This is a genomic window from Bradyrhizobium sp. STM 3557 (assembly GCF_045571465.1).
Lineage (GTDB): Bacteria > Pseudomonadota > Alphaproteobacteria > Rhizobiales > Xanthobacteraceae > Bradyrhizobium.
Map to the genome: position 1 here is coordinate 2,747,223 of NZ_CP120697.1, position 25,256 is coordinate 2,772,478.

Annotated in this window: 20 protein-coding genes and 1 pseudogene; 15 read left to right on the forward strand and 6 right to left on the reverse strand. The window is 60.9% G+C overall.

Going from position 1 to position 25,256, the window contains the following annotated elements; all coding sequences use genetic code 11:
* Positions 1–27 precede the first annotated feature (27 nt).
* The 3 genes from P6U24_RS12480 (at position 28) to P6U24_RS12490 (ending at position 971) form a co-directional block, all read left to right on the forward strand.
* Complete coding sequence (locus P6U24_RS12480; protein WP_407159413.1) at positions 28–237, forward strand: hypothetical protein; 210 nt, start codon at positions 28–30, stop codon at positions 235–237.
* Positions 237–653, forward strand: coding sequence for a hypothetical protein (locus P6U24_RS12485; protein WP_407159414.1), 417 nt, complete (start codon positions 237–239; stop codon positions 651–653). Before P6U24_RS12480 ends, P6U24_RS12485 begins: the two co-directional genes overlap by 1 nt.
* A gap of 114 nt (positions 654–767) precedes the next feature.
* Positions 768–971 (forward strand): hypothetical protein, encoded by a 204-nt coding sequence (locus P6U24_RS12490; protein WP_407159415.1) that lies wholly within the window; start codon positions 768–770, stop codon positions 969–971.
* A 1,397-nt stretch (positions 972–2,368) separates the two neighbouring features.
* On the opposite strand, the gene P6U24_RS12495 is transcribed toward P6U24_RS12490, so the two are convergent.
* The 4 genes from P6U24_RS12495 to P6U24_RS12510 all read right to left on the reverse strand — a co-directional run bounded on the left by P6U24_RS12495 (position 2,369) and on the right by P6U24_RS12510 (position 5,557).
* Positions 2,369–2,560, reverse strand: coding sequence for a hypothetical protein (locus tag P6U24_RS12495; protein WP_407159416.1), 192 nt, complete (start codon positions 2,558–2,560; stop codon positions 2,369–2,371).
* A gap of 322 nt (positions 2,561–2,882) precedes the next feature.
* Positions 2,883–3,233, reverse strand: a complete 351-nt coding sequence (locus P6U24_RS12500; protein ID WP_407159417.1) for a hypothetical protein — start codon at positions 3,231–3,233, stop codon at positions 2,883–2,885.
* A gap of 938 nt (positions 3,234–4,171) precedes the next feature.
* On the reverse strand, positions 4,172–4,468 hold the full coding sequence (locus P6U24_RS12505) for a hypothetical protein (RefSeq protein ID WP_407159418.1): 297 nt from the start codon (positions 4,466–4,468) through the stop codon (positions 4,172–4,174).
* Between the two features lie 189 nt (positions 4,469–4,657).
* Positions 4,658–5,557 carry an alpha/beta fold hydrolase gene (locus tag P6U24_RS12510; protein ID WP_407159419.1) on the reverse strand — a complete coding sequence of 300 codons (900 nt, stop codon included), beginning with the start codon at positions 5,555–5,557 and terminating at the stop codon, positions 4,658–4,660.
* A gap of 865 nt (positions 5,558–6,422) precedes the next feature.
* Between P6U24_RS12510 and P6U24_RS12515 the strand changes: the two genes are divergently transcribed.
* Genes P6U24_RS12515 through P6U24_RS12530 form a run of 4 tightly spaced genes read left to right on the forward strand, consistent with a single transcriptional unit; the run spans position 6,423 to position 13,360 of the window.
* Entirely contained in the window at positions 6,423–8,063 is a 1,641-nt protein-coding gene (locus P6U24_RS12515) for a DUF4142 domain-containing protein (protein ID WP_407159420.1), read from the forward strand.
* A gap of 20 nt (positions 8,064–8,083) precedes the next feature.
* Positions 8,084–10,342 (forward strand): peptidase domain-containing ABC transporter, encoded by a 2,259-nt coding sequence (locus P6U24_RS12520; RefSeq protein WP_407159421.1) that lies wholly within the window; start codon positions 8,084–8,086, stop codon positions 10,340–10,342.
* Entirely contained in the window at positions 10,339–11,718 is a 1,380-nt protein-coding gene (locus P6U24_RS12525; RefSeq protein ID WP_407159422.1) for an HlyD family type I secretion periplasmic adaptor subunit, read from the forward strand. Before P6U24_RS12520 ends, P6U24_RS12525 begins: the two co-directional genes overlap by 4 nt.
* Before the next feature lie 7 nt (positions 11,719–11,725).
* The gene (locus P6U24_RS12530) at positions 11,726–13,360 is read left to right on the forward strand and encodes a tetratricopeptide repeat protein (RefSeq protein ID WP_407159423.1); all 1,635 of its coding nucleotides are present in this window, start codon (positions 11,726–11,728) and stop codon (positions 13,358–13,360) included.
* A 149-nt stretch (positions 13,361–13,509) separates the two neighbouring features.
* Here the strand turns inward: P6U24_RS12530 and P6U24_RS12535 are convergent, their stop codons facing one another.
* Positions 13,510–13,791: a hypothetical protein gene (locus P6U24_RS12535; RefSeq protein ID WP_407159424.1), complete on the reverse strand. Its 282-nt coding sequence runs from the start codon at positions 13,789–13,791 to the stop codon at positions 13,510–13,512.
* A 313-nt stretch (positions 13,792–14,104) separates the two neighbouring features.
* Between P6U24_RS12535 and P6U24_RS12540 the strand changes: the two genes are divergently transcribed.
* From P6U24_RS12540 to P6U24_RS12550, 3 genes are all read left to right on the forward strand, one after another.
* A complete protein-coding gene (locus P6U24_RS12540; protein WP_407159425.1) occupies positions 14,105–14,620 on the forward strand; it encodes a ferritin-like domain-containing protein in 516 nt (171 codons plus the stop codon).
* A gap of 184 nt (positions 14,621–14,804) precedes the next feature.
* Complete coding sequence (locus tag P6U24_RS12545) at positions 14,805–15,584, forward strand: succinate dehydrogenase iron-sulfur subunit (RefSeq protein ID WP_407159426.1); 780 nt, start codon at positions 14,805–14,807, stop codon at positions 15,582–15,584.
* A 362-nt stretch (positions 15,585–15,946) separates the two neighbouring features.
* Entirely contained in the window at positions 15,947–17,866 is a 1,920-nt protein-coding gene (locus P6U24_RS12550; RefSeq protein ID WP_407159427.1) for an APC family permease, read from the forward strand.
* Between the two features lie 413 nt (positions 17,867–18,279).
* On the opposite strand, the pseudogene P6U24_RS12555 reads toward P6U24_RS12550, so the two are convergent.
* Positions 18,280–18,435 (reverse strand): annotated as a pseudogene (locus P6U24_RS12555) (NADH-quinone oxidoreductase subunit D); the annotation flags it as partial.
* A gap of 336 nt (positions 18,436–18,771) precedes the next feature.
* On the opposite strand from P6U24_RS12555, the gene P6U24_RS12560 reads away from it, so the two are divergent.
* From P6U24_RS12560 to P6U24_RS12580, 5 genes are all read left to right on the forward strand, one after another.
* Positions 18,772–19,380: a DUF2760 domain-containing protein gene (locus tag P6U24_RS12560; RefSeq protein WP_407159428.1), complete on the forward strand. Its 609-nt coding sequence runs from the start codon at positions 18,772–18,774 to the stop codon at positions 19,378–19,380.
* Positions 19,381–19,489: 109 nt separating this feature from the next.
* Entirely contained in the window at positions 19,490–21,322 is a 1,833-nt protein-coding gene (locus P6U24_RS12565; RefSeq protein WP_407159429.1) for an Hsp70 family protein, read from the forward strand.
* A 27-nt stretch (positions 21,323–21,349) separates the two neighbouring features.
* On the forward strand, positions 21,350–24,163 hold the full coding sequence (locus P6U24_RS12570; RefSeq protein WP_407159430.1) for an Hsp70 family protein: 2,814 nt from the start codon (positions 21,350–21,352) through the stop codon (positions 24,161–24,163).
* Between the two features lie 76 nt (positions 24,164–24,239).
* Entirely contained in the window at positions 24,240–24,482 is a 243-nt protein-coding gene (locus P6U24_RS12575; protein ID WP_407159431.1) for a hypothetical protein, read from the forward strand.
* Positions 24,483–24,638: 156 nt separating this feature from the next.
* On the forward strand, positions 24,639–25,064 hold the full coding sequence (locus P6U24_RS12580) for a hypothetical protein (RefSeq protein ID WP_407159432.1): 426 nt from the start codon (positions 24,639–24,641) through the stop codon (positions 25,062–25,064).
* The last annotated feature ends 192 nt before the right edge of the window (positions 25,065–25,256 follow it).

A 25,256-nucleotide genomic window follows, 5' to 3' on the forward strand; every position in this document is an offset into this window, starting at 1 on the left:
CTCCATGCCGTCTGGCGTGTTGTAGCCATGAACCTTTGCGGCTTCCTCGATGGCTTTGTCCGCGTCGGCTACGAGATCATTTGGGCCGATCGCCCGGAGGATCTGGCCGCGCACACCGCGCCGGATGAGAACGGCAACCAGGCGCCGATTCCGCCGAAGTCGCTGACGTTCATCCCGGCAAAGGTCACGGAGAACCGCGCTTTGATGGCTGCGGATCCCGCTACATTGCCAATCTGATGGCGCTGCCGCTGGTCGAGCGCGAGCGGCTTCTCGGCGGGAACTGGAAAATCCTCGCCGCTGCAGGCCTGCTCTTTCGCCGCGAATGGTGCCAGGTGGTCGACGCGATCCCGAAGGGGACGCAGTTTGTTCGCGGCTGGGACTTGGCGGCAACGCCGAAGACGGAAGGCAATGACCCGGACTGGACGGTCGGCACGAAGATCGGCCGTATGCCGGACGGTCGGTTCATCGTCGCGCATTCGGTCCGCATCCGCGGCACGCCTTCGGAGGTCGAATGGCTGCTGAAGAACACCGCCTCGCAAGATGGCGTCGCGTGTGTGATCGCGCTGCCGCAGGACCCCGCGCAGGCCTGCAAGTCTCAGGCCGCGCATCTGCTCAAGCTCTTGGCCAGCTACCGTCAACAGACTGCAACCTAAGAGGGTGACCGCCTTCTCGCCCAGGAACGAAGCACGCTGCATCTACTTGATGACCTTGACCAATGAGCCCTGGCCCCTCGGAGAACTGAAATGGCGGTGCGTAGGATGATTGCGATGCTCGACAGCGAGCACTTCTTTGAATATCCGATCAACGATCTTGAGCTCGACCGGGGTATTGCAATGGCCTTCAACGAGTTCCGCCGGCTCGTGCCCGAGCAGTCGATATTCGACCGCCGCCTGAGTTTCAGGTTTGTGGAGGACGATCCCAGCATCACCGTGGCTGATGCACAGATCAAGGATGGCCTTGCTGAACGTTAGATCCCACGGCGACGGGTCAGCCGGCGAACGGCAATGCTCCGGGGCGACCCGGTCGATAACGACGAGTTGGTACGTCTCTCCTCGACGGCCAAACGGCTTCTGAGCACGTTTCAGGCCAGAGCGGCGCGCGCCGCAAGCCGAGCGGTCCCCACCTTCTCGCCGAATACATGGCCCAATGCACGCTGGAAAACAGAGCCGCCAAGCGAGGCGGCCTTACTCTCGGCTCGCGGTCCATGTTTGCTCGCCACACGGGCACATGTATATGCGAAGAATGGTCCCCTGTCGGGGGTCTAGCATCCTCGTTAAGAGCTTCGGCTGAGCGCCACAACGATCGCACTTGATCGTTGGCGCACTTGCCGTTGGAATAATGATTTCCCTGGTATCGACTGGCATGCGCTTACTCCGAGCAGGCGGGAGCGCAGTAGCGTCTCTCTGTGCGATGGACGCCCATAGCCGCGCGGTGATGACACCCCTCTAAACCCCGGCCACAAGAACGGAAAGTAGGACGAGTCTAAACTAATTGCCGGAGCTTGTGGGAACACATTGGCTACTACTTATAGCCGCAAAGCTGACATTTTTCAGTTAGGTGTGGCTGCTTGGGGTGGCGCATCATGACATTCGCTGTCGCGATGATCGGCCCCGTGCGGATGCTGGGGGCAGGGGACCGCACAGGGCCTTACGCGCGCGCTGCCCCGTGGGGGCGGGGCAGTTAGCCGACGCTTCGGATTTAATTTAGTTCCTACGGCGTGGCGATCAACGAAGGTCTGTGCCCGAGGGCGTTAAGCTTGACATGTGCCGCTCTCACACTTCCACTGCCAGGCGTTCTCTAGGTCGCCAGCGCGCTGCTCGGCGCGGCGAGAGCCGGCCCATCACCAGACGCGCGCATCCGACGACGGGCCGTCCCGGGTGGATGGCGGGAAGCTGAAGTCGAGCTATCCAGCCACAGACCAGTATTTCAAAGAGTAGAACCTGCAATTCGTTCCTGTCGGCGGGCATGACCGCTGTTGACGTGATCTGCGGCTTCGTTACTTCGGATCGGCGCTACACAAAAGAAAACCCCGTGCACGCAGGGTATGATGCACGGGGTTAAGGGCGAGTGCCCCTTATGCGGTCGGGGCGAGCTGGCGACGCTCCACCGATCAATTCGTTCCTAAGTGGCGTCGTTATCCGTCTGCGATTTTGGTCGCTGTGGATGCCAAACTCTCGGCAACCGGAGACGCAGGAGCGCCTCCGATACCTGGAATCGCTCATACGACCGTTGCAGCATCTTTGTGTGAGCTCGGCGCCGCGTCCGGTGCGCCCACGCACGGGCTCGACCTATTGTTCGATCCACACCTGCAGTTTGACAGCCATCCCGAACTCCGGTCTGACCAGCCCCTCCGCTAGTATAATGTAGGTTAGGCCGGCGCGTCCTGCCGCTCGTGCCAGGTCAGGTGGCCGCAGTCGCCGCAGGCATAGACCCGCACCGGCCGGTTCGCTTTGGGATCGAAGATGGGGGCGACCGCCAGCCGCGCCGACGTCCCGCAGCGCTCGCAGGTTAGGGGGCTTGGAGTTGTTCCAACCGGCGATGGTTGGATCTTGTTGGTCATTGCAGGCACAGTCCTATCGAAATTGCTCCAACCCCTCTTCGATCGCTCGCAGATCGTCATAAATGTCTTTTAGAGCGTGGCGTGGATCGATGCTGGCCGCGGAGTGCACGTTTTGCAGCAACTGGCGCCGAAGTTCTCTCATATTCTCTAGCGCTCGCCGGTTCTTCATACGTACATGAGCGGAAACGAGCGGTTCAATGGTGGACGGCATTGGGGCCCCTCAAGAGAAAGCATGCATGCCCTGGCTGCCGAAGTTTCCCGAACCGCTTTGTTCCGACAATCTCATATGATAACAGCGGATTTCGAATTCCCTCGTCAATTATCAACACCTTGAGTGCACGGCCGCTGATTGGTGCGGACCGGACGAGGAGATCATCGGCGAATTGGAAGGGCAGCTTTCGGTGGAGAGCCGCTCTCGCCTTCCGAGTTGCGGGTTAGGTCTCAACGCGGACGTCTGATCGCGCTCTTCCTGCGCTTCGGATGTTTCCGCACCGGCTGCACCGCCCATCCTGCCGAAAGCCTGATCAAAGGTCTCTGTTTTTCGATTTGGCAATTTGTCAGCGAGCTCCGGCATGAAGAGCTCAACGATCTCGCGTGTACCGTCGTCGATCCATTCGACGTCGTCGAAGTCGGCGATCTGGTCGTGCAGCTCGCGAAAATCAGCATCGGTCATGGGGCGGCCGTCAGGCGCTTCGGTGGTTGCGGAGGGCGGATGCGTCTCATCGAACCGGTCCGAAAAAGCGGCCTCGCACGGGCGGGGGGTGCTCTGCGAGGGCCGAGGCTTATATGCCCCGGACGCGAGCCGAGGCTATATGTCCCGGACAACCGGGACAATGGACCGACGCTTCGCGCTTTTTTTGTTCCTAACCCGCTGGGCAATCAGGCGAACAGGTCTTTGCCCGTGTCTGTGATGCGGTAATGGGTGCCGCTCTCATGCGGCCATAGCCAACCGTTCTCGACAGCGCGATCACTGCCGCGGCGCCACTCAGCAGGCATAGCGCCGAACTCTCCCAGCATCGGCCAATTCAGCCTTTCGACGAAGAGCCGACCGCGTCGACCGCCTCTGACACGTGAGCGGACATCCTCAATCGCAGCTTAGACTTCGCCTTAGGGCCCAGAAGCGGACAACCCGCTAACTTGGGGTATAAGTCACTGGTTTGGCCAAGGACAGTCCTTGACTAGGGCGTGTCCGATGACCTCGCGAAGCAACCTGTCGTACGTAATTGCCTGGTTGATCGGGATCGGACTTAGGCCGTAGTAAGGTCGAAATCGATAGCTCACACCGACGCCGGGATATACCGCGTAAGCAACGTCACAGTGGCCGATGGCCGCACTCAGAAGATTAGCACCACAGTTGATGACAAACGGCTTGCCGAGTGGCGTGGCATATTTTTCCGACTTAGCTATGTAGCTCGCGGCCCAATCCTCCTCGCGCTCATACGGTGGTTCGGCTGTTCTGATACGGCAAGCGACAAGGCCGCTCTCCAAGTCCTCATGAATTGTGGTCCTCTCGCATGTGTGCTGCGCTATTTGCCGCTAGGACAGCTCTCCCGGCCAACTCTTCATTTTTTCTGTCCGAGGCGGCGCCTCGACGATTAAGATTGTAGAGAGTTAAAAGATCAGGAACCAAGCGCTTGTGCCGGCCTGAAACGGCTTCTTCGACAGCAATAGCGTCGAACAGGCGTCGCTATTTGATTCAAAGGGATTTCCGAAGCACCCTTTTGGCTCGCCTGGGTCCGGCACTTTTAGCGGTATCGAGCCGGAGGCATCCTCTATCGGGTCTATTAGGACATTCGCCCTGCCTGCGCCCTGCTGCGCTAGCAAATCCTCGAATTCGTAACAATAGGCCGGCCAGGATGCGGTATAGCCAGCGATCGTGCGCATCGGCAGCAGGCGCAGCGTCCGCATCGCCTCGGCCGATCGCTTCCCGACATAAGCTCGACTCGTGGCGCTGGGCGAAGCTTGCCGCCCGTGTCCTTGAACAGCGCGCCAACAAAGCTGGTGCTCGCGCCATGCTGCCTCGTCGTCCGGCAACTCCTCGACCCGATCATCAAGAGTCGCGGATGGCAGATTACACTCCGCTAATCCAGCTACGAGCTAAGTCTGCCAAGTTCGTACCGTCATTACCGCCTCGGTGAAAGCGCCTGGCGCTTCCTGCGGAACGTTATGCCCGACCGGCAGGGTTCGATGCTCGTGAGGGCCAGTGAACAGGCGTGCGTGATCCAGGGTGCCGCCCGGCTTGAGAGGGTCGGCGGCACCATCGATCGTCACGGAAGGCACCGTGATTGGAGGACGTCCCGCAAGTCGGTTTTCAAGCGGCTCAAACATGGGATCACCTGCGGCGTGGCCGTGCATGCAGCGGTAGGCGTGGATCACGACTTCGACGAAATCGGGGTTGTCGAATGCGCGGGCCGTCCGGTCGAAGGTGGCCATATCGAACGTCCAGCCAGGTGACCATTCGCGCCACAGCAGCCGACTGATCTCCACGCGGCTTTCTTGCAGGCAGGCTCGGCCCCGCTCTGATTGGAAGAGGTGCTGATACCAGCAGACGCGCTCGAGCGAGGGTGCGAAGGCCGACCTCTGCTGCTCCACATCGATAATGTCGTAGCTGGCGTATGAAACTAGACCGCCGACCTGCTCCGGCCAGAGCGCGGCGACGACGCAGCATGCATTGCCGCCCCAATCGAAGCCACCAAGGATCGGGCGGGTCAGCTGCAGGGCGGTTATCAATTGGACGACATCCAGCCCGCGGGCGGCCTGCTGGCCGCTCCTTATCGTTCTGTCGGACAGAAAGCGGGTGGGGCCGTAGCCGCGAACATACGGTCGAATGACCCTAGCGCCGATAGCGGCCAGGCGGTGCGCGTCGGCCTCGAACGCGTGCACGTCATACGGAAAGCCGTGAACGAGGACGACTGGCCAGCCGTCCGACGGCCCCTCTTCCAGATAGGCGACGCGGAGGAACTCGGTATCAATCAGTCGAGGGGGGTTTTGGGACATCATAGGTCTCAAGGCAACTGATATCGCGAAGCAACGCCAGGGCGGGCATGTGGGTCCATCTCCTCGTCCCGCTGCCGCCTGACCCCGAGCCGCGCTCCGTCAAATGTGAACAAACTCCCTGGCGTCACTCCATGCCGCGGGGCGGCGTTGCAAGCGTTGCTGGTCGCTGCGTAGCTCTCGGCCAAGATCGCAGCCTCCTGTTCGCGCTCCACTCGCGTCGCCGCCCCGCGCCAGTGAACCAATCCGCCGCGAGGCGCCGGCTCCAGGCCTGGATAAATAGTCATGTCATGTGTTGAAGCTCCTCATTCTCCGACCACCGACAATGATCCCTGGCGGAAGATGGCGCCAGGACGGCGCTTACGATCGGCAGCTTGGATGCCGCGCACGACAGCATGCCTTCCGGGCGGTCGTGATCACTGTTTTGCACAGAGCGATCAGCATTGACTGCGTTTAAACATGGATGCGGACATAGCTCCTTTCATGCTTAGGCCCAAAGTTAGCTTGCATTAAGATTTTCGCATATCGCAACGACATTCGTATCTCCATTTACATGAGTCAATGCGCCGACTCATCGCGGCATCCAGAATGCCGGCATGTGGGCCGTATCTGGCGAACCGATCAGTCACACGATCGAGTTTTGTAGAGGCCCAAAAATGTAGTCATCCTTGAGGATGACGTTCGGTCGTCGTTGCCGAACTGGAAGTAACCGAACTCCTCAGATAGTTGAAGTGGAGACAGCATGATTAGGTTTGTTGGAAACTCCGGAAACATCTCCGAGCCCGCAACCGCTCGCGGCGAGTGTGGACAGCTGCAATCAAGCCCGACGGAGGGGGCGCGCGGGGGGACTTCTTCGGAAGCGGGCCGCGTGGAACGTGCTTTCGTGCAGGATGCCATTCAGGGCGATCTGGCCGAGATCCAGATCGGCCAGCTCGCGGAGCAGAATGGCAGCTCGGCGGCGACCAAGCAGTTCGGACAAACGCTCGTGACTGACCATACGGCCAATCTTCAGCAGGCCGAGGCGCTCGCGCAATCGTTGGGGATAGCGGCTCCTTCGCAGCCAAACGCGGAGCAACGCGCGATGCTCCAGCAGCTGAGCGGTTTGTCAGGAAGCCAGTTCGATGTGCAGTTCGCACGGGACATGGTTGTCGATCACGTCAAAGAGATCGTCCAGTTCGCATTCGAGGCTTGGAAAGCTGATCCAGTCGGCGATTTTGCACGGCAATCTCTCCCAGTGCTCGAGCGGCATTTGCAGTCCGCTGAGTCGCTCGCCGCGAGCGGCGGAACGAGCTCGGCTGCTACCTCCGATTCCAACAGTGCGAGCGGCACGTCGGAAGCGGGTACGAACACCGCAGGTGCTGGCGGCACCACAATGGGAGCGACCGGCACTAACACGAGTGGCGGCGCGAGCGGGGCGGCCGACAGCCCAGGCGTGGGTGGGAACGCCGCAGGCGCTGGAATCACAACGGGAGAGACCATGATCATGGGAGCTGGAGACGGTACGAGCGGGGCGACCGGCACGTCGGGCACAAGCACGAACACTGCAGGCGGTGGTGGCACGCCGACGGGGGAGACGAGCACCGAAAATGCCAAGGTCGACGCCGCATTCCTGCGCGAAGCCATTCGGGGTGATCTTGCGGAGATCCAAGTGGGACAGCTTGCGGAACAGAACGGCGGTTCGGAGCAGACCAAGCAGTTCGGTCAGACACTGGTGGCGGACCACACCGCCAATCTTCAGGAAGCTGAGGCCTTGGCGCAATCTATGGGAATAGCGGTTCCAAGCCAGCCGGACGCGGAGCAGCGCGCAACGTTGCAGGAGCTGAGCCGATTGTCGGGAGCTCAGTTCGACACCCATTTCGCGCGCGATATGGTCGTCGATCACGTGAAGGAAATCGTGCAATTCGCGTTCGTCGGTCAGGAGAATGATCCCGTCGGCGCTTTTGCCAGGCAATCACTCCCGGTGCTCGAGCAGCATCTGCAGGTGGCTGAGTCCCTTGCCGCGAGTGGCGGATCAAGCTCCGGCTCGTCGACGTCCAGTTCTGGTTCAGCCGGCACTTCAGACACCGGTACCAACGACGCCGGCTCCGGCGGCACCACCACGAGCCCGACCGCCAGCACGGGAATCGCAGGCGCTGCCGGCGGCAACAGCGGGGCCTCGGGCACGGGGGCCAACGAAACAAGCTCGAGCGGGACCACGGTTAGCACAGGCGGAAGCTCCGGAAGCCCGATCCCAATTCGTACGGCGGACGTCTGTGGTAGCCTCGAGCATCTGGGTTTTCTCCAACGCGGCCTCGCCGGTGAAAATCCTGACTCAGCATTCCCTCAGCGGTTGTGGAGTAGCGAAGTTCGAAGTGTGCTGAGCGGTTCGGGTTCGTTGGTTCCCTCGCAAGTCAGCAACCAACGCGGCGCCGCGACTGATCAGACCCAGAACAGCACCGTTGGAGCGGCCACGAACAGCCTCGACGGTACCTCTCACACCATGCCGATAACGCAGCTTCAGCATTCCTGATGACTATTGGGAGGCGGCCGATGGCCGCCGCCCGTTCGTCCGAGCTGAGCTGGCCAAGTAACGAAATGCGCACGGAGCGGAGCGCAAGAATGAATTCGCATGAGATGGTGGCGCCTGACTCCCCGCTGGCCGCGACAATGCAAGCCGCGCGCTATCACGGCATTGAGCTAGACGAGAAAGAGTTCCGCAGATCTGACAACGTGACTGCCGCCGCGCTGTCGGAGTGGGCCCAGGCCGGCGGCCTTTGGTCGCGCGCCGTCCGGATCCGTTGGCGCAATCTGTTTCGCCTCGGCGAGACAGGGCCGGTCGTGCTGGTATTGAACGACGGAAACGCTGCGCTATTGACCGGCGTAGACGCCCAACGACGGCTGGTTCGTCTGAAGAATCCATGTTCGAGCGAGCCTGAAGTGCTGGTCGATGAGCTCCGCTTGACCCGGGTGTGGGACGGCGAGGCGGTGTTGTTGCGCGCCTGCCGCGAGCGCGCCGAAGATGCGCCCTTCAACCTGAGCTGGATCCTTAAACTCGTCCTGCAGCAACGGCAGCCGCTCCGCCTGATGGCGCTTTCATCACTCGTCATCAGCCTCCTGACCATTCTTCCCCCGCTGGTGGTCATGGCTACCGTCAACAAGGTTCTGCAATTCCAGAGTGTCTCGACGCTCATCCTGCTTGCATTGTTAATCTCCACGGCCATGGTCTATGAGACACTTCTCGGATACGCCCGACGCCTGATCGTCGCCGTGGTCAGCGCGCGGCTCGACGCCAAGCTCAATCTGCATGTTTTCAACCGTTTGGTTCGCCTGCCGCTGGACTATTTCGAGCGGCATCCTGCCGGCGAGATCCTCTACCAGATTAGCCAAGTCTACCGCATCAGGGAGTTCTTGACAGGCCGGCTGCTCACGACGTTGCTCGATCTCGTTACGCTGGTCGTTCTTCTTCCCTTCCTGTTCTATCTCAATGCGATTCTCGCCTCCATTGTGCTGGCATGCGCGGCGGCGATCGCGCTGATTATCATGACTTATCTGAAGCCGATGCGGGCAATCTACGGCAGCGTCGCCAAGGCTGAAACGCGCAAATCGGCAGCACTCGGTGAGACGATCGTCGGCATCAAGACCGTCAAATCTTTGGCTCTGGAACCGCAACGTAGCGCGCTCTGGGACGAGTGCGTTGCCGAGACCGGATCATGGCGGATCGCGTTTTCCCGAATGGCAAACTGGCCTCAGACGTTGGTGATGCCGCTGGAGCGCTTCATGGTGCTCGGCACGCTGCTGATCGGTGCTTCCATGGCCATCAGCGGGCCGAGCGGCTATCTCGTGGGGACCCTGTTTGCGTTCTACATGTTGAGCCAGCGCGTGGCCCAACCGCTGGTCGGTCTGGTCCGGCTGCTGGAAGATCTCGAAGAGGTCGGAGCGGCCATTGGAGAGGCGGCGCTCGTGCTCAATCAGTGTCCTGAGGCGACGGCAGGCGTGGTCGGACTGCGGCCGCAGTTCATCGGCGAGGTCAGCTTCAAAGATGTGACCTTTTCATACCCGAACGTGGACCGCCCGGCCGTCAAGGAGATGAGCTTCGCAGTGGCGCCGGGGACCACGCTCGGCATTGTTGGCCGCAGTGGATCGGGGAAGTCGACGGTCACCCGCCTGCTGCAGGGCATCAATCGAAACTACCAGGGGCGCGTCAAGATCGATGGCGTTGACCTTCGCGATATCGACTTGAGGCACCTGCGTCGGAATATGGGGATCGTCCTGCAGGATAACTTTCTGTTCCGCGGCTCGATTCGCGAAAATATCATCGCCGGTCGGCCGGGCTTCACGCTGACTGACGTCATCGAGGCAGCCCGGCTTGCTGGCGCCGAGGAGTTCATCGAACAGATGCCCGGCGGGTACGAGACCTACATCGAAGAGGGGTCGCCCAACCTGTCCGGCGGGCAGCGCCAACGCCTGGCAATCGCGCGGGCTCTGATCCACAAGCCTGCGATCCTCATCCTCGACGAGGCGACTAGCGCGCTCGATCCCGAAAGCGAAGCGATCGTCAACGCCAATCTGCTGCGCATCGCCAGCGGGCGCACAATGATCGTCGTTTCACACCGGCTTTGCTCGATCGTGCAATGCCAGCAGATTATGGTAATTGACGACGGCAGTGTCGTCGACGTCGGCGAGCACGCCGAATTGCTGAGCCGCTGCGGCCTTTATCGCCAGCTCTGGGCTCAGCAGAACCGCTACTCCGAATCCGCCGCTCGTGGTATCGCCGTGCCGCGCGTGGCCGCCACAGGAGGGCGCGCATGACAGGTTCTCGCACCGTTCCGGCCCGCGAGCCGTCCAGCGCAGACGCAATCTTGCTGCATTTTCAATCGCCGTCCGCGGCCGTCGTTCATGCTCCGGTCCCGACATCGGCCGCGCGCCTCGTGTCGCTTATCTGCAGCATGGTAGTAGTGCTGATTGCCATCATTGCGCTCGTCCCGATTGATCGCGTGGTGAGCGCGCGCGGGTTGGTCGTTTCACAGGCGCCGACTATCCTGGTACAGCCGCTGGAGACCGCGATCGTGCGCTCTATCGACGTTCGAGAGGGCGAGGTCGTCAACACGGGGCAGGTGCTGGCGCGGCTCGATCCGACATTCGTCAGCGCGGATGCGGCGGCCCTCGAGGCGCAGCGCAATAAGCTCCAGGCCGAGGTTGCGCGGCTGACTGCGGAGGCGTCTGGCGCGCCATTCAGCTATGAAGGAACAGACCCGAGCTGGTCTTTGCAGGCCGCCATCTATGCCGCCCGTAAGGCCCAGCACCAGGCGAAGCTCGATAACTACAATCATCGAATCCACGAGCTTGACGCGACCCTGGCCCGTTCACGCGCGGCTGCTGCCACATATCGCGAACGACTTGGAATCGCGCACGATCTTGAGCAGATGCGAAAGCAGCTCGAAAGCCTGCATGCGGGCACCCACATCAATACTCTTGCCGCAGTTGACTCGCGTCTCGATGTCCAACGTTCGCTGAGCGATGCCGAAAACACCGCGGAGGCAACCACGCGAGACCAGGATGCCCTTGTGGCCGAACGTGACGCCTTCCTGCGGGGCTGGACTGCCGAGACCTCTCAGACCCTTTCGGAAACGAGGGCCAAGGCCGAGGACACGCAGGAGCAGCTGACCAAGGCGGCGCACCGGCGCAAACTGGTCGAACTGCGGGCTCAGACGGACGCCGTGGTTCAATCGGTTGCCAGAGTGTCCATCGGCTCGGTCATGCAGTCGGGTCAGCAATTCCTGACGCTGGTGCCGATCGGCTCGCAAATGGAGGTCGAGGCCAATATTCCGGCGCGCGAGAACGGGTTCGTTCACGTGCGCGACCCGGCGTCGATAAAGTTCGATACGTTCCCTTATGCGCAATACGGCGCCGCAGAAGGCGCCGTGCACATCGTCAGTCCCGACAGCTTCAGCGCCCAGAGCGAAGCGCGCAATCCGACCGGCCCCGTGGTGAGCACGGACACCGATGCGTTCTACCGTGCCCGTATATCGATCGACAAAGTCGGATTGAGAGATGTCCCCGAGCAATTTCGAATGATACCGGGTATGCCTGTGAGCGTCGACATTAAGGTCGGAAAGCGCACTGTGCTGAGCTATCTGCTCGGTTCGACGCTTCCCGTGTTCCATGAAGGCATGCGAGAGCCGTGAGCTGAGCATGCGGCTGCCCCATCATCTCGCAACCGCCTTCTCCAATCATTGCGTCCGCCGCGCAAATCGCCTCATCCAACGCGACAAGCATTCCGCGGCGGTCAAGTTGCTGGTGCGTGCCGTGAGGGCTGGCAACGCGGCCGCAGCCTATCGGCTCGGGTGCGGCTACCTGCACGGCGGCTATCTGCCGGCCTGTCAGGCCGAGGCCCTGCGCTGGTTGGACCTCGCGGCTCGCCGCGGTATCGTGGAAGCGCAGACACGGCTTGCGGCACTTCACCTGCTTGGCGTCGCACCCGTGCCAGAGCAGGGGAGTACAGCGCTCAACGCGCTGTTCGATGTCCGCGCAAAGTGCGAGCCGGATTACGAGTCCGCATTGAGCTGGGCTCTTCGAGCCGCCGAAGCCGGCTGCGGCGAAGCTCAGGCCCTCGCCGCTTACATTCTCACCTTCGGCCCAGGATCGATGGTTGATCTGGAATCTGCGCGGGAGCTCTACACGCAGTCCGCAATGACCGGGTGTCCACAAGGCATACTCGGGCACGCGCTGACTGAAGCCAGACATGCGGCAACTTTCCAGGATTGGGGAGTCGTGCGAGCTCTGCTCGAGCGCATCCAAGACATTCCCGCGGCCGCCTATGTTCTCGGGCTCATGCATCAGGACGGCAGAGGCACTTCGCGCAATCTCGAACTTGCAGTCTCGTATTTCCAACGCGCGGCTGAGAAGGGTCATCACGGCGCCCAGACATCCTTGGGAGCTTTGCTGATCGAAGGCATCTCCGGCAGGCGTGATCTCATTGGGGGCGAAACGTGGCTCCGTCGCGCGGCTTGTGCCGGCAATCATGATGCCGCGCGACGGCTTGCCGACCTCTACCTCGGCTCTGGCCTGCTACCGTCGAATTATCCCGAAGCGGCCAACTGGTTGCGCCGAGCGGCTCAAGCCGGAGACGGTACGGCGGCGCGAAGCCTGGCCCAGCTCCATCTCACAGGGAAGGATTTGCCCTGTGATCCCAAGGAAGCTTTACAATGGCTTTTGGTCTCAGCCGACGCCGGCAATCAGATGGCCAAGGCTGAGGCCGGCAATCTTCTGCTCGCAGGTGTGCCGGATCCGACGGCGGCCAAACACCTTAGGCAGCAATGGGAGAAGCAAGCGCATGAGGGTGACGCCGCAGCAGCCTTCAACCTGGCTTTATGCTGCGGCCGATCTCTTGGGATAGAGCTGGACGAGACAGCTGCGGCGGTGTGGTTTCGGCAAAGCGCGGAGCGTTTGCCAGAGGCGCAATATGCCTATGGCCGCATGCTCGCGGACGGGCGTGGAATGCAGCCCGATCCGGCTGGGGCGCGCATTTGGCTGGCTCGCGCGGCCGACGCCGGGCTTGCGGACGCGCAAGTTGCGCTCGCCGAAATGCTGGTCAACGGGCGAGGCGGTCCCGCTTCACCGCCAAAGGCCAGGGTGCTGTTCGAGCAAGCGGCTGCCAGCGGGCATGTCGGGGCGATGTTTGCCCTAGGTGCAATGTATTGGGGTGGCCACGGTGTTCCCGCCGACTTCTGCCTTGCTCGCCGCTGGATCGGAGCTGCTTCTGAACGCGGGCACGCGCGAGCTCGCGCCCACATGGCCACGATTGAAGCCACTGACGCGTCCGCCTGATGCCGCTTGCCGAATGGGCGTGCGATAGCGATTCTGATGAGGTTGGGAGCAGGCGGTGACAACCTGACCAGAGCCTCCGGGACCCTGAGTTCGAGGACTCCTTACAAACGACAGTCGCTTTCGAACCTAACTTGAGTATCCACGAGGGCTTAGCCACTGACGAACATTTGATCGAGTTTTAGCACCATGCAAAGCAATGCGGCGAAAGCCGTCATCTCATCCCAGTGGTTCAGGTCGGCGCCGAACAACGGTTCACGCCTTATCGCGGCTACCACAGCACAGATGATGATCGCCAGCCACAGTAGAGCTGCTAGGCCTCGACCATAGCTCAGTGTGCCAAAGCCTGCAAACATGGCGAGCATCGCCGTACGCAGTGCAAAGCGGCGCAGGACCGCAGGGCCGTAGGTCTTCGAGCTTGCGGATGGCCTCAAGACTGCCTCGTCCTGATAAAGATGTTCGGCCGGAAAGCGTCGATTTTCTCGTGGTGAGCGTCTTCTCGTATAACGAAGTAATAACCTGACCAAAGGTTGTTACCTGTGATCCTCCTGATGTGCCCGTGGCGAGCCGGCTGAGCGGTGCGGGCCCTCGTCATGGTACAAAAGACGAGGGGAGCGCTTTCCCGTGTTGGCAGGCAGCCTCCGCGCGCTAGCGACATTCCAGACCTTACGACCCACGCCGCGCGGCCCCAATTAGGAACGAAGCGTCTCTGGGTGCCGTTGATGCGCCAAACCAACGGAGACATCCATGAAAGCTGCAGACAAGACTCTCAACGACCTGTTTACCGAGATTCTGAAAGACACCTATTCGGCGGAAAAACAAGTTCTTCGCGCCCTTGGTAAGATGAGCAAAGCGGCTGAATCGGAAAAGCTCGCCGTGGCGCTAGACGCGCACCGGGCGGAGACAGAAGGACAAATCGACCGGTTGCAGCAGATTTTCGAAATGCTCGGAAAGCCCGCCCGTGGCAAGACCTGCGAGGCTATTAACGGCATACTTGAGGAGGCTAACGAGATCGCGCAGGAGTTCAAGGGCAGTGAAGTGCTGGATGCAGGCATCATCGCTGCGCAGCAGGCGGTCGAGCACTATGAGATCACGCGCTATGGCACGCTCAAGAGCTGGGCCGCGGAACTTGGCCTGGAAGAGGCAGTGCCGCTCCTGGCACAAACCCTGGAAGAGGAGAGAAAGACCGACGAGATCCTCACCAAGCTTGCTGAGGAGCGCGTCAACCAGGACGCTGCCGAGGCTGGAGCGGAGGGCGAATAGAGGCGCACCGTTGTGATCGCGCAGGTCGAAAAAACGGCGAGGGCTCCCGCACCGGCTGGCGATGGGTACAGCGTGGACCGCAAGCGCCTCGGCTGAGGCGCAATTGGCGCCGCCGATGCGCCTGATGGCTGTCAGAGTGGACCCATCATTGGTGTATTCGGCGCCAGGTGTTTTTGGAGGTTCAATGGTCGAATTCAGCTTGCCGAAGAGATCCCGCGTTGAGAGTGGCAACGCCTGGCCCAAGCCAAGCAGCGGATCCTTGCGTGCATTTCTTGTCTATCGCTGGAATCCAGAAGATGGGCGCAATCCGCGCCTGGACACTTACTTCGTCGACACAGACGATTGCGGGCCCATGGTCCTCGACGGATTGATCTGGATCAAGAACAACGTCGATCCGACGCTGACATTTCGCCGCTCTTGCCGCGAGGGCATCTGCGGCTCATGCGCGATGAACATCGATGGCCAGAATACACTGGCGTGTACCAAAGCCATGACCGATCCGGTGACCGAGCCTCTGCGCATCATGCCGTTGCCGCATCAGCCCGTACTGAAGGATCTCGTGCCGGATCTCACCAACTTCTACGCACAACTGACGTTGATCGAGCCCTGGCTGCAGACCAGCTCACCGACACCGCAGAAGGAATGGCGGCAGAGCCACGCAGACAGGGAGAAGCTGGACGGGTTGTATGAGTGCATACTTTGCGCCTGCTGCTCCACATCATGCCCGAGCTATTGGTGGAACCCGCAACGATTCCTGGGGCCGGCGGCACTGATCCAGGCGGCGCGCTGGATCAACGACAGCCGCGATGAAGCCACTGGAGAGCGCCTCGACAAGCTCGAGGATCCTTTCCGCATCTATCGCTGCCATACGATCTTGAACTGCGCAAAGGCCTGCCCAAAGGGCTTGAACCCGGGCGAAGCCATTTCCAACCTGCGCTTCAAGCTGGTGACACGAAAGCTCTAAGGCGGTTGCGAAGGCCAAGGCCGCGCTCGGGCCGACCTCATAGATGGCGCGGTCCGTGGGCGGGATCAAAAGCAGGAACGATCAACGCCGCACGAGATTGATCCGCAAGCCACCCACCCAGGAGCGAACTCCAAAATGTCCGCTTGCCAGCCGAACAAAGGACGGGTCAGATCTGACCGCACTAGGAAGCCGAGGAGCGGACACACGGTCGCGAGCCGCAGGTGTGTTGATCGCCAGGGAGCAGGGTAGGGAAGTCGACGGTCGATAGAAGCCAACCAGGAGAACGGACGTGACAGGGTTGGCGAAACAGTAAAGCAGCCATTTTCTTAGGTCCCTTTCGCCTCTCGTTTTTGGATCCTTCTGTGAGCGTACTCGACCTTGTTCTCGGCAGACGGTTAGCCAATCGGGAGTTCAACGAGCGGAAAATCGGTGCCTTCGAAGGATTGCCAGCGATGGGACTGGACGGGCTCGGCTCGTCCGCATATGGACCCGAAGCCGCGCTGTCGATCCTGATCCCATTGGGAGCAGGCGCGACATCCTACATCGGCTGGGTCATGGTGCCGATAGTGGCCCTGTTGGCGATACTTTTCGCCTCATACTGGCAGACCGTTCGCGCCTACCCCAGTAATGGGGGCGCATACATCGTGGCGAGAGACAATCTGGGCACGAACGCCAGTCTCCTGGCCGCCGCCGCGCTGATGGTGGATTATGTCCTCAACGTCGCCGTGGGCATCGCCGCAGGCGTTGGCGCCTTAGTATCCGCCGCTCCAGCGCTGCACCCCTACATTCTTCCCCTTTGTTTGGCCATCCTCGTCATCGTCACGGTCGTGAATCTGCGCGGTACCTTGGATGCCGGCCGCGTGTTCGCGCTCCCAACCTACCTCTTCATTGTAAGCTTCGGCTTCGTTCTTGCTCTAGGTGCCTATCGGGTGTTCTCGTCCGGCGGTAATCCACAAGCCCTGGTGGCGCCGCCTGCAGCGGGGGAGGCAACGGAAGCGGTGACGCTGTGGTTGCTTTTGCGCGCGTTCGCCAGCGGCTGCACCGCCATGACCGGGGTCGAAGCGGTCTCCAACGGCATGACCGCCTTTCGGGAGCCGACGGTGAAATATGGCCATCGAACGCTGACCGCCATCGTAGTTATCCTGGGCACCTTATTGCTTGGGATCGCGTTTCTAGCACATACTTACGAGATCGGCGCGATGTCACAGGAGCAGGATGGATATCGCAGCGTCCTGTCCCAGATCTCAGCAGCGGTGCTCGGGGAAGGTGTCCTCTATTACACGACTATCGGGTCGTTGCTCTGCGTGCTAGCCTTTTCGGCCAATACCAGCTTCGTCGATTTCCCTCGCCTGTGCCGAGTTGTCGCGGAAGATGGTTTTCTGCCGAAATCATTCGCCATCGCGGGCCGCCGTCTGGTTTTTGATGTCGGGATCCTCTACCTCGCCGTGACGTCTGGCGTTCTCTTGATTGCGTTCGGAGGGATTACTGACAGGTTGATCCCGCTCTTTGCGATCGGTGCTTTCCTAACCTTCACGATCTCGCAAACCGGAATGGTATGGCATTGGCGCAGGTCCATAACGGCCGGAAGCTCCAACAGAGGAAATAAGACCCATCTTGCCCTGAACACGGCCGGAGCGCTTACGACCGGAGTAGCTCTGATTGTCATCGTGGCTGCTAAGCTTCTTGAAGGGGCCTGGATTACAATTGTGGTGCTTCCGATTGTTATCGTTCTGCTTAAAAATATACGAAGCTATTACGACCGGCTTTTCGACGAGCTTCGCGTTCCAGCACCAATCAAACTGAGTGACTTGAGTGCGCCGATTGCCATGGTCACCTTAGAGAGCTGGACCAAGTTAAGCGAGAACGCCCTTACATTCGCGATGAGCATCTCGCCGGATGTGATAGCGGTCCATCTGCTGAAGCTCTCGAGACCGGATCAGGAAGAAGAGCGGCGGAAGCTGGAGGAGCGCTGGCGAGCTGAGGTTGAAGAGCCTTTGGCCCGAGAAGGGTTATCGCCGCCCCGACTGGTCATTCTGCAATCCGAATATCGAAACCTGCAGCTGCCCATGATGAAGTTGATCGATCAGATAAAAGCACAACATCCGAGCAAGCGCATTGCGGTTTTGATTCCCGATGTGGTGAAGGATCGATGGTACCAGCATCTTCTGCATACGCATCGGGCGGCCCGCCTACGCTCGCGGCTGCTTCGATTACGGGACGAAGACCTGACAGTGATCAACGTTTCTCTGCGCATAAAGCAGAGGGCGGAACATCCGCAATAACGTGCTAAAGCACCGAAAGCCGGAGTTGCTGTGGCCTAGCAGTCAAGTTCTGTCGCAATCGCTCCTTGCGTTCGGGCTGCGTGGGTCCCGTTCGCGCGCTGGCAACTTACGAACGCCTGGTACCGTGAAATGTCATAGTGCTCCACGGCCTCGGCCGCCGCGTCGTGGTCCGATCAGAATCAATCACGCGAAAGCGCACACTCCGCTGATGTCGCCAATCGAATGGGAAGTCGTACCGGATGCGGCACCTGCACAACATGTCAATGCCGCTCGGGGTCCGCGCAACGGAGCGCGTGACGGAGATCCTTCAGGAGCAGTTTCGGGCTTTGACGGCTTTCCTAGATTAAGCCCATCTCGGAACACTGGCTCCGCGTGCAGGTCGAGCGCGCTGTAGCCGCAGGCTGGAATAAACGGCGATCGACTTCGCCAAACACGATGTCCAGGGAGCCGAGAATGACCGAAACGTCCGCGAGCAGATGTCCGTTGCACAGGAAGTCCATCGCCTGGAGATGGGCAAACCCCGGCGAGCGTATCTTGCACTTGTAAGCCTTGTTGGTCCCATCGGAGACGTGGTCCGCTATACGGCAGCGCGGGCGAGCGGTGGTGGTGAGATGGTGAGGCTCAGCGCACGGCGGTCTCGAAGGGGGAACTTTACAGGCAGATCGCTCAGCGCTACGCCTTCATCACGTCGTTGACATAGTACCCGCCTTGCCGAGAGCGTTCCCGAAGATCGACATCGGAGCTTACCAGCCCGGCGTCATCAACGTGTTCCCGATCGTCGTAGAGAGCAGGTATCTGAGCGGCGGACCCGGTCAGGTTTCCACAATCGTCGATATCCTATATTCTCCGTGGGTCAATCAACGCTGATGCGTCTCAAAAGGGAGCTGCGGCTGAAGATGCATGCGATGAAAGCGATCGCAATTATAGTGATCCTGCTCCTGGTCGTGGTGAACGCTCTGGAATTGCTGCCGGCGGCCAGCGCATTCCAAATGTATCTATCGGGCAGTGCCGTGGTGCTGAGCCTTGTCGCCCTGATAGCGATCCTGGTCGGGCGCGGCCTGCCACGAGATAACCGGACTGGGGCCGAGGCGGCCCGACCGACGCCTGTTACGACTCGCGCAAACCAGTCGGACGCCGAGATCGTCAGGTTTTTGGCGATGCTGCAGGCAAGGGGCCGTCTGGTCGATTTCCTGATGGACAACATCAACGCGCATGATGACGCTCAGGTTGGGGCAGCCGCGCGCGTGGTCCATGCCGGATGCAAGACCGTGCTGCTGGAGCACTTCAGAATCTCCCCCGTTCGCACAGAGAGCGAGGGATCGACGGTGCAGGTCGCCGCCGGCTATTCACCCGACGAGTACCGACTGGTGGGCAAGATCAGCGGCCCGGGGCCGTTCTCGGGAGTGCTTGTCCACCACGGCTGGAAAACGGATGTAGTGAATCTACCGCGCGTTTTGCGGAGCTCGAGCGATCGACTTCCGGCAATCGCTCCGGCGGAGGTCGAGCTGAGATAAGCGAGCTCGCATCTGTCCGGTTTGGACGCCGAGTCGGATCACGTAACCGGCGCTTTGCAACCCGCGCGGCTATTGACACGAATTGAGAGTACGCCCCAGGACAATCCTTATGAGCGCTCGTTTCAGTCTTGCTATCGACCTCGGTACCAGCAACAGCGCAGTCGCGATCGCCGATCTCGAGAGTGGTGAGACCAGGATTATCGAAATCGCCCAGACTCTCGGACCAAATCAGATCGGCGAGATGCCGACACTGCCGTCCGCGAGCTACATTCCACACTCCGAGGAGTTCCCGGAGAACGCGTTTCCTCTGCCCTGGAGTGATGCCGCGCAGCGCGCGGTTATTGGCCAGTTCGCGCGCGAACGGGGGGCGCTCGTGCCTGATCGCGTCGCGACCTCCGCCAAATCCTGGCTGTCCAATCCCCACATCGATCCGAAGCAGCGGATCCTGCCCTGGCGGTCCGAGATCGAGGAAGACAAGCTCTCGCCATTCGAATGCTCACGCCTTTACCTCCAACACCTCAGGGATGCGTTCCTGCATGCCGAACGGGCGCACGGGAGAAACTGGGATCTCTCTGAAGGCGAGATCGTCGTAACCGTTCCTGCCTCCTTCGATGAGGTCGCAAGAAGCCTCACAGCCGAGGCCGCTAGGGCTGCGGGGCTTGGAGACGTCACGTTGCTGGAGGAGCCACAGGCAGCATTCTATGCCTGGATGGCGGAGACGCAGAGAGAATGGCGAAACTTGATTGCTGCCGGCGATATCGTGCTGGTCTGCGATCTTGGCGGCGGGACCGCCGACTTCAGCTTGATCGCGGTCACAGATGTCGAAGGCCGCCTCGAACTTGAGCGTGTCAGCGTCGGGGAGCACATTCTGCTAGGTGGCGATAATATGGATTTGGCGCTCGCATATGCGCTTAACGCTAAGCTTGAGGCCACGGGCAAACGGCTGGATTCCTGGCAGTTCCTGGCGCTCGTGCATGCCGCCTCCAAAGCCAAGATCGCTCTGTTTGGTGATGACGGGTTGGCGCAGGCACCCATTGCGGTCCCTTCGCGCGGCTCCAGCCTGCTTGCGAAGACCATCTCAACGACTCTGGACCGCGAGACGCTGGAGCAAGTTGTTGTCGATGGTTTCTTCGCCAAGACCAGCCTTGAGGACCTGCCGCGCGAGAACCATATGGCAGGACTGCAGGAATTCGGTCTGCCCTATGCTTCCGATCCGGTCGTCAGCAAGCATATCGCCCGGTTTCTCGCCCAGAGTCTGCAGAACGTGAAGGGAAGCGAAAAGCTTTCCGCGCTGGTGGGAGCGACGGCTGGCGCGCAGGTGCTCATGCCGACCGCCGTCTTGTTCAACGGAGGCGTTTTCAACGCTGCGCCAATCCGCACCCGGGTGCTTGATCTGCTGGCCTCGTGGAATGGAGGCCAGCCGGTCCGCGAATTGGAGGGCTTCGAACCAGATCTCGCTGTCGCACGTGGCGGCGCAATCTACGGACGTCTCCGCGCCACTGGCAAGGGCATGCGCATCAAGGCCGGCGCGGCGCGCTCCTATTACATTGGCCTCGAAACGTCGATGCCCGCCATTCCGGGCTACAAGCCCCCGCTGAAGGCATTGTGTGTTGTCCCGCAGGGCATGCAGGAAGGCACCGAACTGCTGATCGAAGGACGCGAGTTCGGCCTTCTAACCGGCCGGACGGCTGAGTTTCGGTTTTTCTCCTCCTCGGTACGAAGCGGCGATACGCCGGGACAGATACTCCCCGACGCCGAACGTGAGCTTGACGACGCTGGCCTGCTCGAAGTCGCGATCCCGGCACTGGACTTCCCGGTGGGGCAGGTGGTGCCGGTCCGCGTCAGCCCTGTCGTCACCGAACTTGGCATCCTTGAGCTTTGGATGAGGCACACGAACTCCGATCGGAGATGGAAGGTTGAGTTCCAGGTCCGCACGGAATAGCTGCCGGACCGCCTCCGGAGATACTCATTGACAAAAGACCGCGCCCGTTTCGCCATTGGAATTGATCTCGGCACGACCAACTCCGCACTCGCATACGCGCCGCTGGTCGGCGAGGGGATGCCGGAGGTTCTTCTCGTCCCGCAATGGGAAGACCTGGCAAGTCTGACCGCGAAGCCAACGCTACCTTCTTTCCTGTACCTGCCGGAGGAAGCGGTCGCGGCACACTTGCGCGGTGAGGAGGCCGGCGCAGGGCAATGGATCGTCGGTCTTCTTGCACGCATGAAGGCAAGCCAGGCGCCCGGACGGGTCGTCCATTCCGCGAAGTCGTGGCTCTGCCATCACGCCGCCGACCGGTCGGCCCCCTTTCTGCCATGGGGATCGACGGTTCTGGCACGTGAGCAGAAAATCTCACCGGTACGCGCCTCGGCACTGATTCTGAATTATTTGCGGGGGACCTGGAATAGCCGCTTTGCGCAGGCCGGGTTTGCGTTCGATGATCAGGACATCACGGTTACCGTCCCGGCTTCCTTCGATGCAGCGGCGCAGCGGCTGACGATTACCGCCGCCGAGGAAGCGGGCTTCGTCGGCGATGTGCGACTGCTCGAAGAGCCACAGGCGGCATTCTATTGCTGGCTGGAAAGTCACGACCCAGCGCGCGCATTATGGCAGCGGGCCGACAACGGCGATGCCGGGCTGCGACACGTGTTGGTCATCGATATCGGCGGCGGCACCTCGGATTTTAGCATTTTTGAAGTTCGCCTGAACGAGCAAACGCAGGACCCTGACATCAGGCGCGTGGCCGTGAGCGAGCATACCCTGCTCGGCGGCGACAATATCGACCTTGCCGTCGCCCATTTCCTGGAGCCACGGCTTGCCGGGGCGGGCGGCCAACTCTCCGGCCCGCAATGGGATCAGCTCGTCGCCGCCTGCCGTCAGATGAAAGAAGACGCGCTGGCCGCTACGGGGCCGCCGGATGAGCGCTTCGTTATTGCACTGGCCGGTCGCGGGTCGGGGATGGTCGGCGGCTCGCAAGCGGCGACGGTGATGCGGACGGAAATCGAGAGCCTGTTGCTGGACGGATTTTTTCCCTTCTGCGACGTAGCGGCGCGGCCGTATCGGACGCACGCGGCACTAAGGGAATGGGGGCTTCCTTATCCTGCCGACAGCGCGATAACCCGACACCTTGCGGAGTTCCTCAACGATCGCCCGCGCATTGATGCCGTCCTGTTCAACGGCGGATCCGTTCGACCGTCGCTGGTGCGCCAAAGACTGCGCGAGCAGATCGGAGGCTGGCAAGAGGGCTTCGTACCGCAGGCTTTGGAGAACGAGGAGCCGGACCTGGCGGTGGCGCGCGGAGCCGCACGATTTGGTGCCCTTCTCCACCAACGTTCGCGTCGCATCGCCGCCGGCGCGGCCGCTGCGATCTTTCTTGAAGTGGAGGGGATACAGGCAACGGATCGCCATACTGTGCATCCGCCCCTCGTATGCGTTCTTCCTCAGGGTGCAGCACCGTCCCAGCTTTTTGAGATCGCTGATCTTGGGCTTAAGCTCCGCACTGATCAACTGGTGCGTTTCCAGGCTTATTCCTTAACCCGGAAGAGCGTCAGCCGGGCCGGAGACATCGTTTCCTGGTCCGAAGGCGAATTTCACCCGTTGCCGCCACTCCAGACCATCATCAGGACGGCTGAGCTATCCGGTCCGGAAGTGGGCGGGATGTTGCCCGTCGCTCTGACGGCGCGGATGAACGCGCTGGGGCTGCTCCAGATCTCGTGCGTCAGCGCCGACCCCGCGATCCAGCAATCCTGGCCGCTGGAATTCAACATGCGCGAGCACGTCCAAGGCGTTGCGGGCTCGCCTGGAGCACGGCGGGGGCGGGAGGCAAACGCTCCGAGCGAACCGAACGCTTCAGCAGACGCGCTGGAAAAGGCACGCAAGCAGATCGGGATCGTGTTCACCCAGCCTGCGACCAACGGCAAAAAGAACAAGCTGACCGCTGCCGCGATCCTCAAGGATATGGAGCGCATCCTCGCGTCTGCCAGAAGTGAATGGAACGGGCCCCTATTGCGCGCGCTTTGGCCTGCGCTCGAGGAGCGGTGGGACGACCGACGACGTTCGGCGGACCACGAAGAGACCTGGCTCATCATGGCTGGATTCCTGCTGCGCCCGGGCTTCGGCGTTCTCAGGGATGACCTTCGGATGGATGCCCTGTGGCGGGTGCACGACGATGGCCCGTGTTTTCCCGGTCGGCGCATCAAGAGCCAGGAATACATTCTCTGGCGCCGAGTGGCGGGCGGGCTCACGCGGGAACGCCAGACCAAACTTATGGCCCGCGAGATCGACAGGATCCGCAGCGGCAAGGCGCCCGACGAACTCGTCCGCCTAGCTGGATCCCTGGAGCTGATTGAGCTCGACACCAAGGCGGATCTGGTGCGTTGCTTCTGCGACACCGCGGTGACACTTGCGCAGGCCAAGCGGCACTGCGCTCCTTATCTTGCGGCACTCGGGCTTCTGCTCAACCGAACTCCGTTCTACGCAGGGCCGGAGACTGTCGTCTCGCCCGACCTCGTCGAGTACGCGTATCAGGCTTTCCAGCACTTGGATTGGACTACGCCGGAGTTGCTCGACTTGCAGAAAATGTTCATCAGGGCCGCGCGGGTCGTCGACGATCGGAGCCTTGATCTACCCGTTCCTGCGCGCGGCCTGATTGCCAACAAGCTGGAGAAATCCGGCGTCGCCGCGCCACAGACTGCAAAAATCAAAGGGTTCGTTCCGATCGGACGATCCGACCGGGCCGGCCTATACGACGATTCACTCCCTCCCGGTCTGATCCTGATCGAATAGACATGCGCACGGACTGCGCAGCCAGCGGCCATGGCATATCCAATGAGAAATACTTGCTTGAAGGGCGGAGCTGATCATGATGCTGCCCAAGCCCAAGTGGGATGCAAGAAAGTTTGGTTTTCTTTATTCGCAGGAGGTCTTGCATTTGCTCCAGAAGCCCGGCGCGATCGAAGTGCGGGAGCGCAACCCTAACGTTGGCGAGTCTTTTTTGCTGCGGACCGTAGCCACGAACTTTTCGGCCACATTTTTGTGTGAGCGAGCTTCTTGGCTCGGTCAAGATAGACGACTTCCACGGGAGGGCAGATTGGCCGCCCAGTAGGCAGCCTTTAGTTTGGTCCAGCGCCGGCTTCGGCGGCAAGATCAACTTCTCGCGCCAAGACGGGCCTTAGGCGGGACAGCTGACGTCAACCGAGATACTGTCCAGCGATAGCCATGAACGCCGGCAAGTTTGGGCGGACCAACCAATCGGACCACCATGTCCTCTAGCTCTAACGCCAGTATCGCCAAGAAGGCCTGGACGAAGGCCGAGGCGGATTTTGCCACTTGGCTTATGATGGCCAAGCTCGGCGGTTTCGATGACCTTCCACCAAACGCGCAGAGCTTTCTGACCAATTATCGAACCCGACTCGAGACCATGACCGAGGCCGAGTCCACGGCCCTGGCTGCTCGCGAGGTCTACAGCGCTTATTACAACGAGATGGGAGGCGTCGGCGCGGCACCCGAACCAAAGCCTCGCACAGCAACAACAGCGGACAAGGTCGAGAGAAGGCCTAAACCTCAGCCTAGTCTGTCCGCTGCGCGCCACTCGACGAGTCCAGTGATCCGAAGATCACTCCCGGCACTGCTGATATTTGCCTGCATGGTGGCGTTGATCGTCGCATATAGAATTTTGACGCAGTAATACCGCCCGCGGGTTGTGCGCGGGGAGAAGAAATACAGCTCAAAGCAACCGCGCGAAACTTAGGCGGCTCGCCGCTGTGCCGCGCCACTTCGATCAGCGGCGCCGCCTCCTGTGACTTTTGCATCGACAAAACGCGAAGTCTGCTCTTTCTATGATGTGAGCCTGTCAGTCCGTATTTCTGACCGCTTCAGC

What these genes read in the sequence shown, in the direction of transcription:
- P6U24_RS12480 (WP_407159413.1), top strand. Translation starts at nt 28, where the DNA reads ATGAACCTTTGCGGCTTCCTCGATGGCTTTGTCCGCGTCGGCTACGAG.
- P6U24_RS12485 (WP_407159414.1), top strand. Translation starts at nt 237, where the DNA reads ATGGCGCTGCCGCTGGTCGAGCGCGAGCGGCTTCTCGGCGGGAACTGG.
- P6U24_RS12490 (WP_407159415.1), top strand. Translation starts at nt 768, where the DNA reads ATGCTCGACAGCGAGCACTTCTTTGAATATCCGATCAACGATCTTGAG.
- P6U24_RS12495 (WP_407159416.1), bottom strand. Translation starts at nt 2,560, where the DNA reads ATGACCAACAAGATCCAACCATCGCCGGTTGGAACAACTCCAAGCCCC.
- P6U24_RS12500 (WP_407159417.1), bottom strand. Translation starts at nt 3,233, where the DNA reads ATGACCGATGCTGATTTTCGCGAGCTGCACGACCAGATCGCCGACTTC.
- P6U24_RS12505 (WP_407159418.1), bottom strand. Translation starts at nt 4,468, where the DNA reads ATGCGGACGCTGCGCCTGCTGCCGATGCGCACGATCGCTGGCTATACC.
- P6U24_RS12510 (WP_407159419.1), bottom strand. Translation starts at nt 5,557, where the DNA reads ATGTCCCAAAACCCCCCTCGACTGATTGATACCGAGTTCCTCCGCGTC.
- P6U24_RS12520 (WP_407159421.1), top strand. Translation starts at nt 8,084, where the DNA reads ATGGCCGCCGCCCGTTCGTCCGAGCTGAGCTGGCCAAGTAACGAAATG.
- P6U24_RS12525 (WP_407159422.1), top strand. Translation starts at nt 10,339, where the DNA reads ATGACAGGTTCTCGCACCGTTCCGGCCCGCGAGCCGTCCAGCGCAGAC.
- P6U24_RS12530 (WP_407159423.1), top strand. Translation starts at nt 11,726, where the DNA reads ATGCGGCTGCCCCATCATCTCGCAACCGCCTTCTCCAATCATTGCGTC.
- P6U24_RS12540 (WP_407159425.1), top strand. Translation starts at nt 14,105, where the DNA reads ATGAAAGCTGCAGACAAGACTCTCAACGACCTGTTTACCGAGATTCTG.
- P6U24_RS12545 (WP_407159426.1), top strand. Translation starts at nt 14,805, where the DNA reads ATGGTCGAATTCAGCTTGCCGAAGAGATCCCGCGTTGAGAGTGGCAAC.
- P6U24_RS12560 (WP_407159428.1), top strand. Translation starts at nt 18,772, where the DNA reads ATGAAAGCGATCGCAATTATAGTGATCCTGCTCCTGGTCGTGGTGAAC.
- P6U24_RS12565 (WP_407159429.1), top strand. Translation starts at nt 19,490, where the DNA reads ATGAGCGCTCGTTTCAGTCTTGCTATCGACCTCGGTACCAGCAACAGC.
- P6U24_RS12575 (WP_407159431.1), top strand. Translation starts at nt 24,240, where the DNA reads ATGATGCTGCCCAAGCCCAAGTGGGATGCAAGAAAGTTTGGTTTTCTT.
- P6U24_RS12580 (WP_407159432.1), top strand. Translation starts at nt 24,639, where the DNA reads ATGTCCTCTAGCTCTAACGCCAGTATCGCCAAGAAGGCCTGGACGAAG.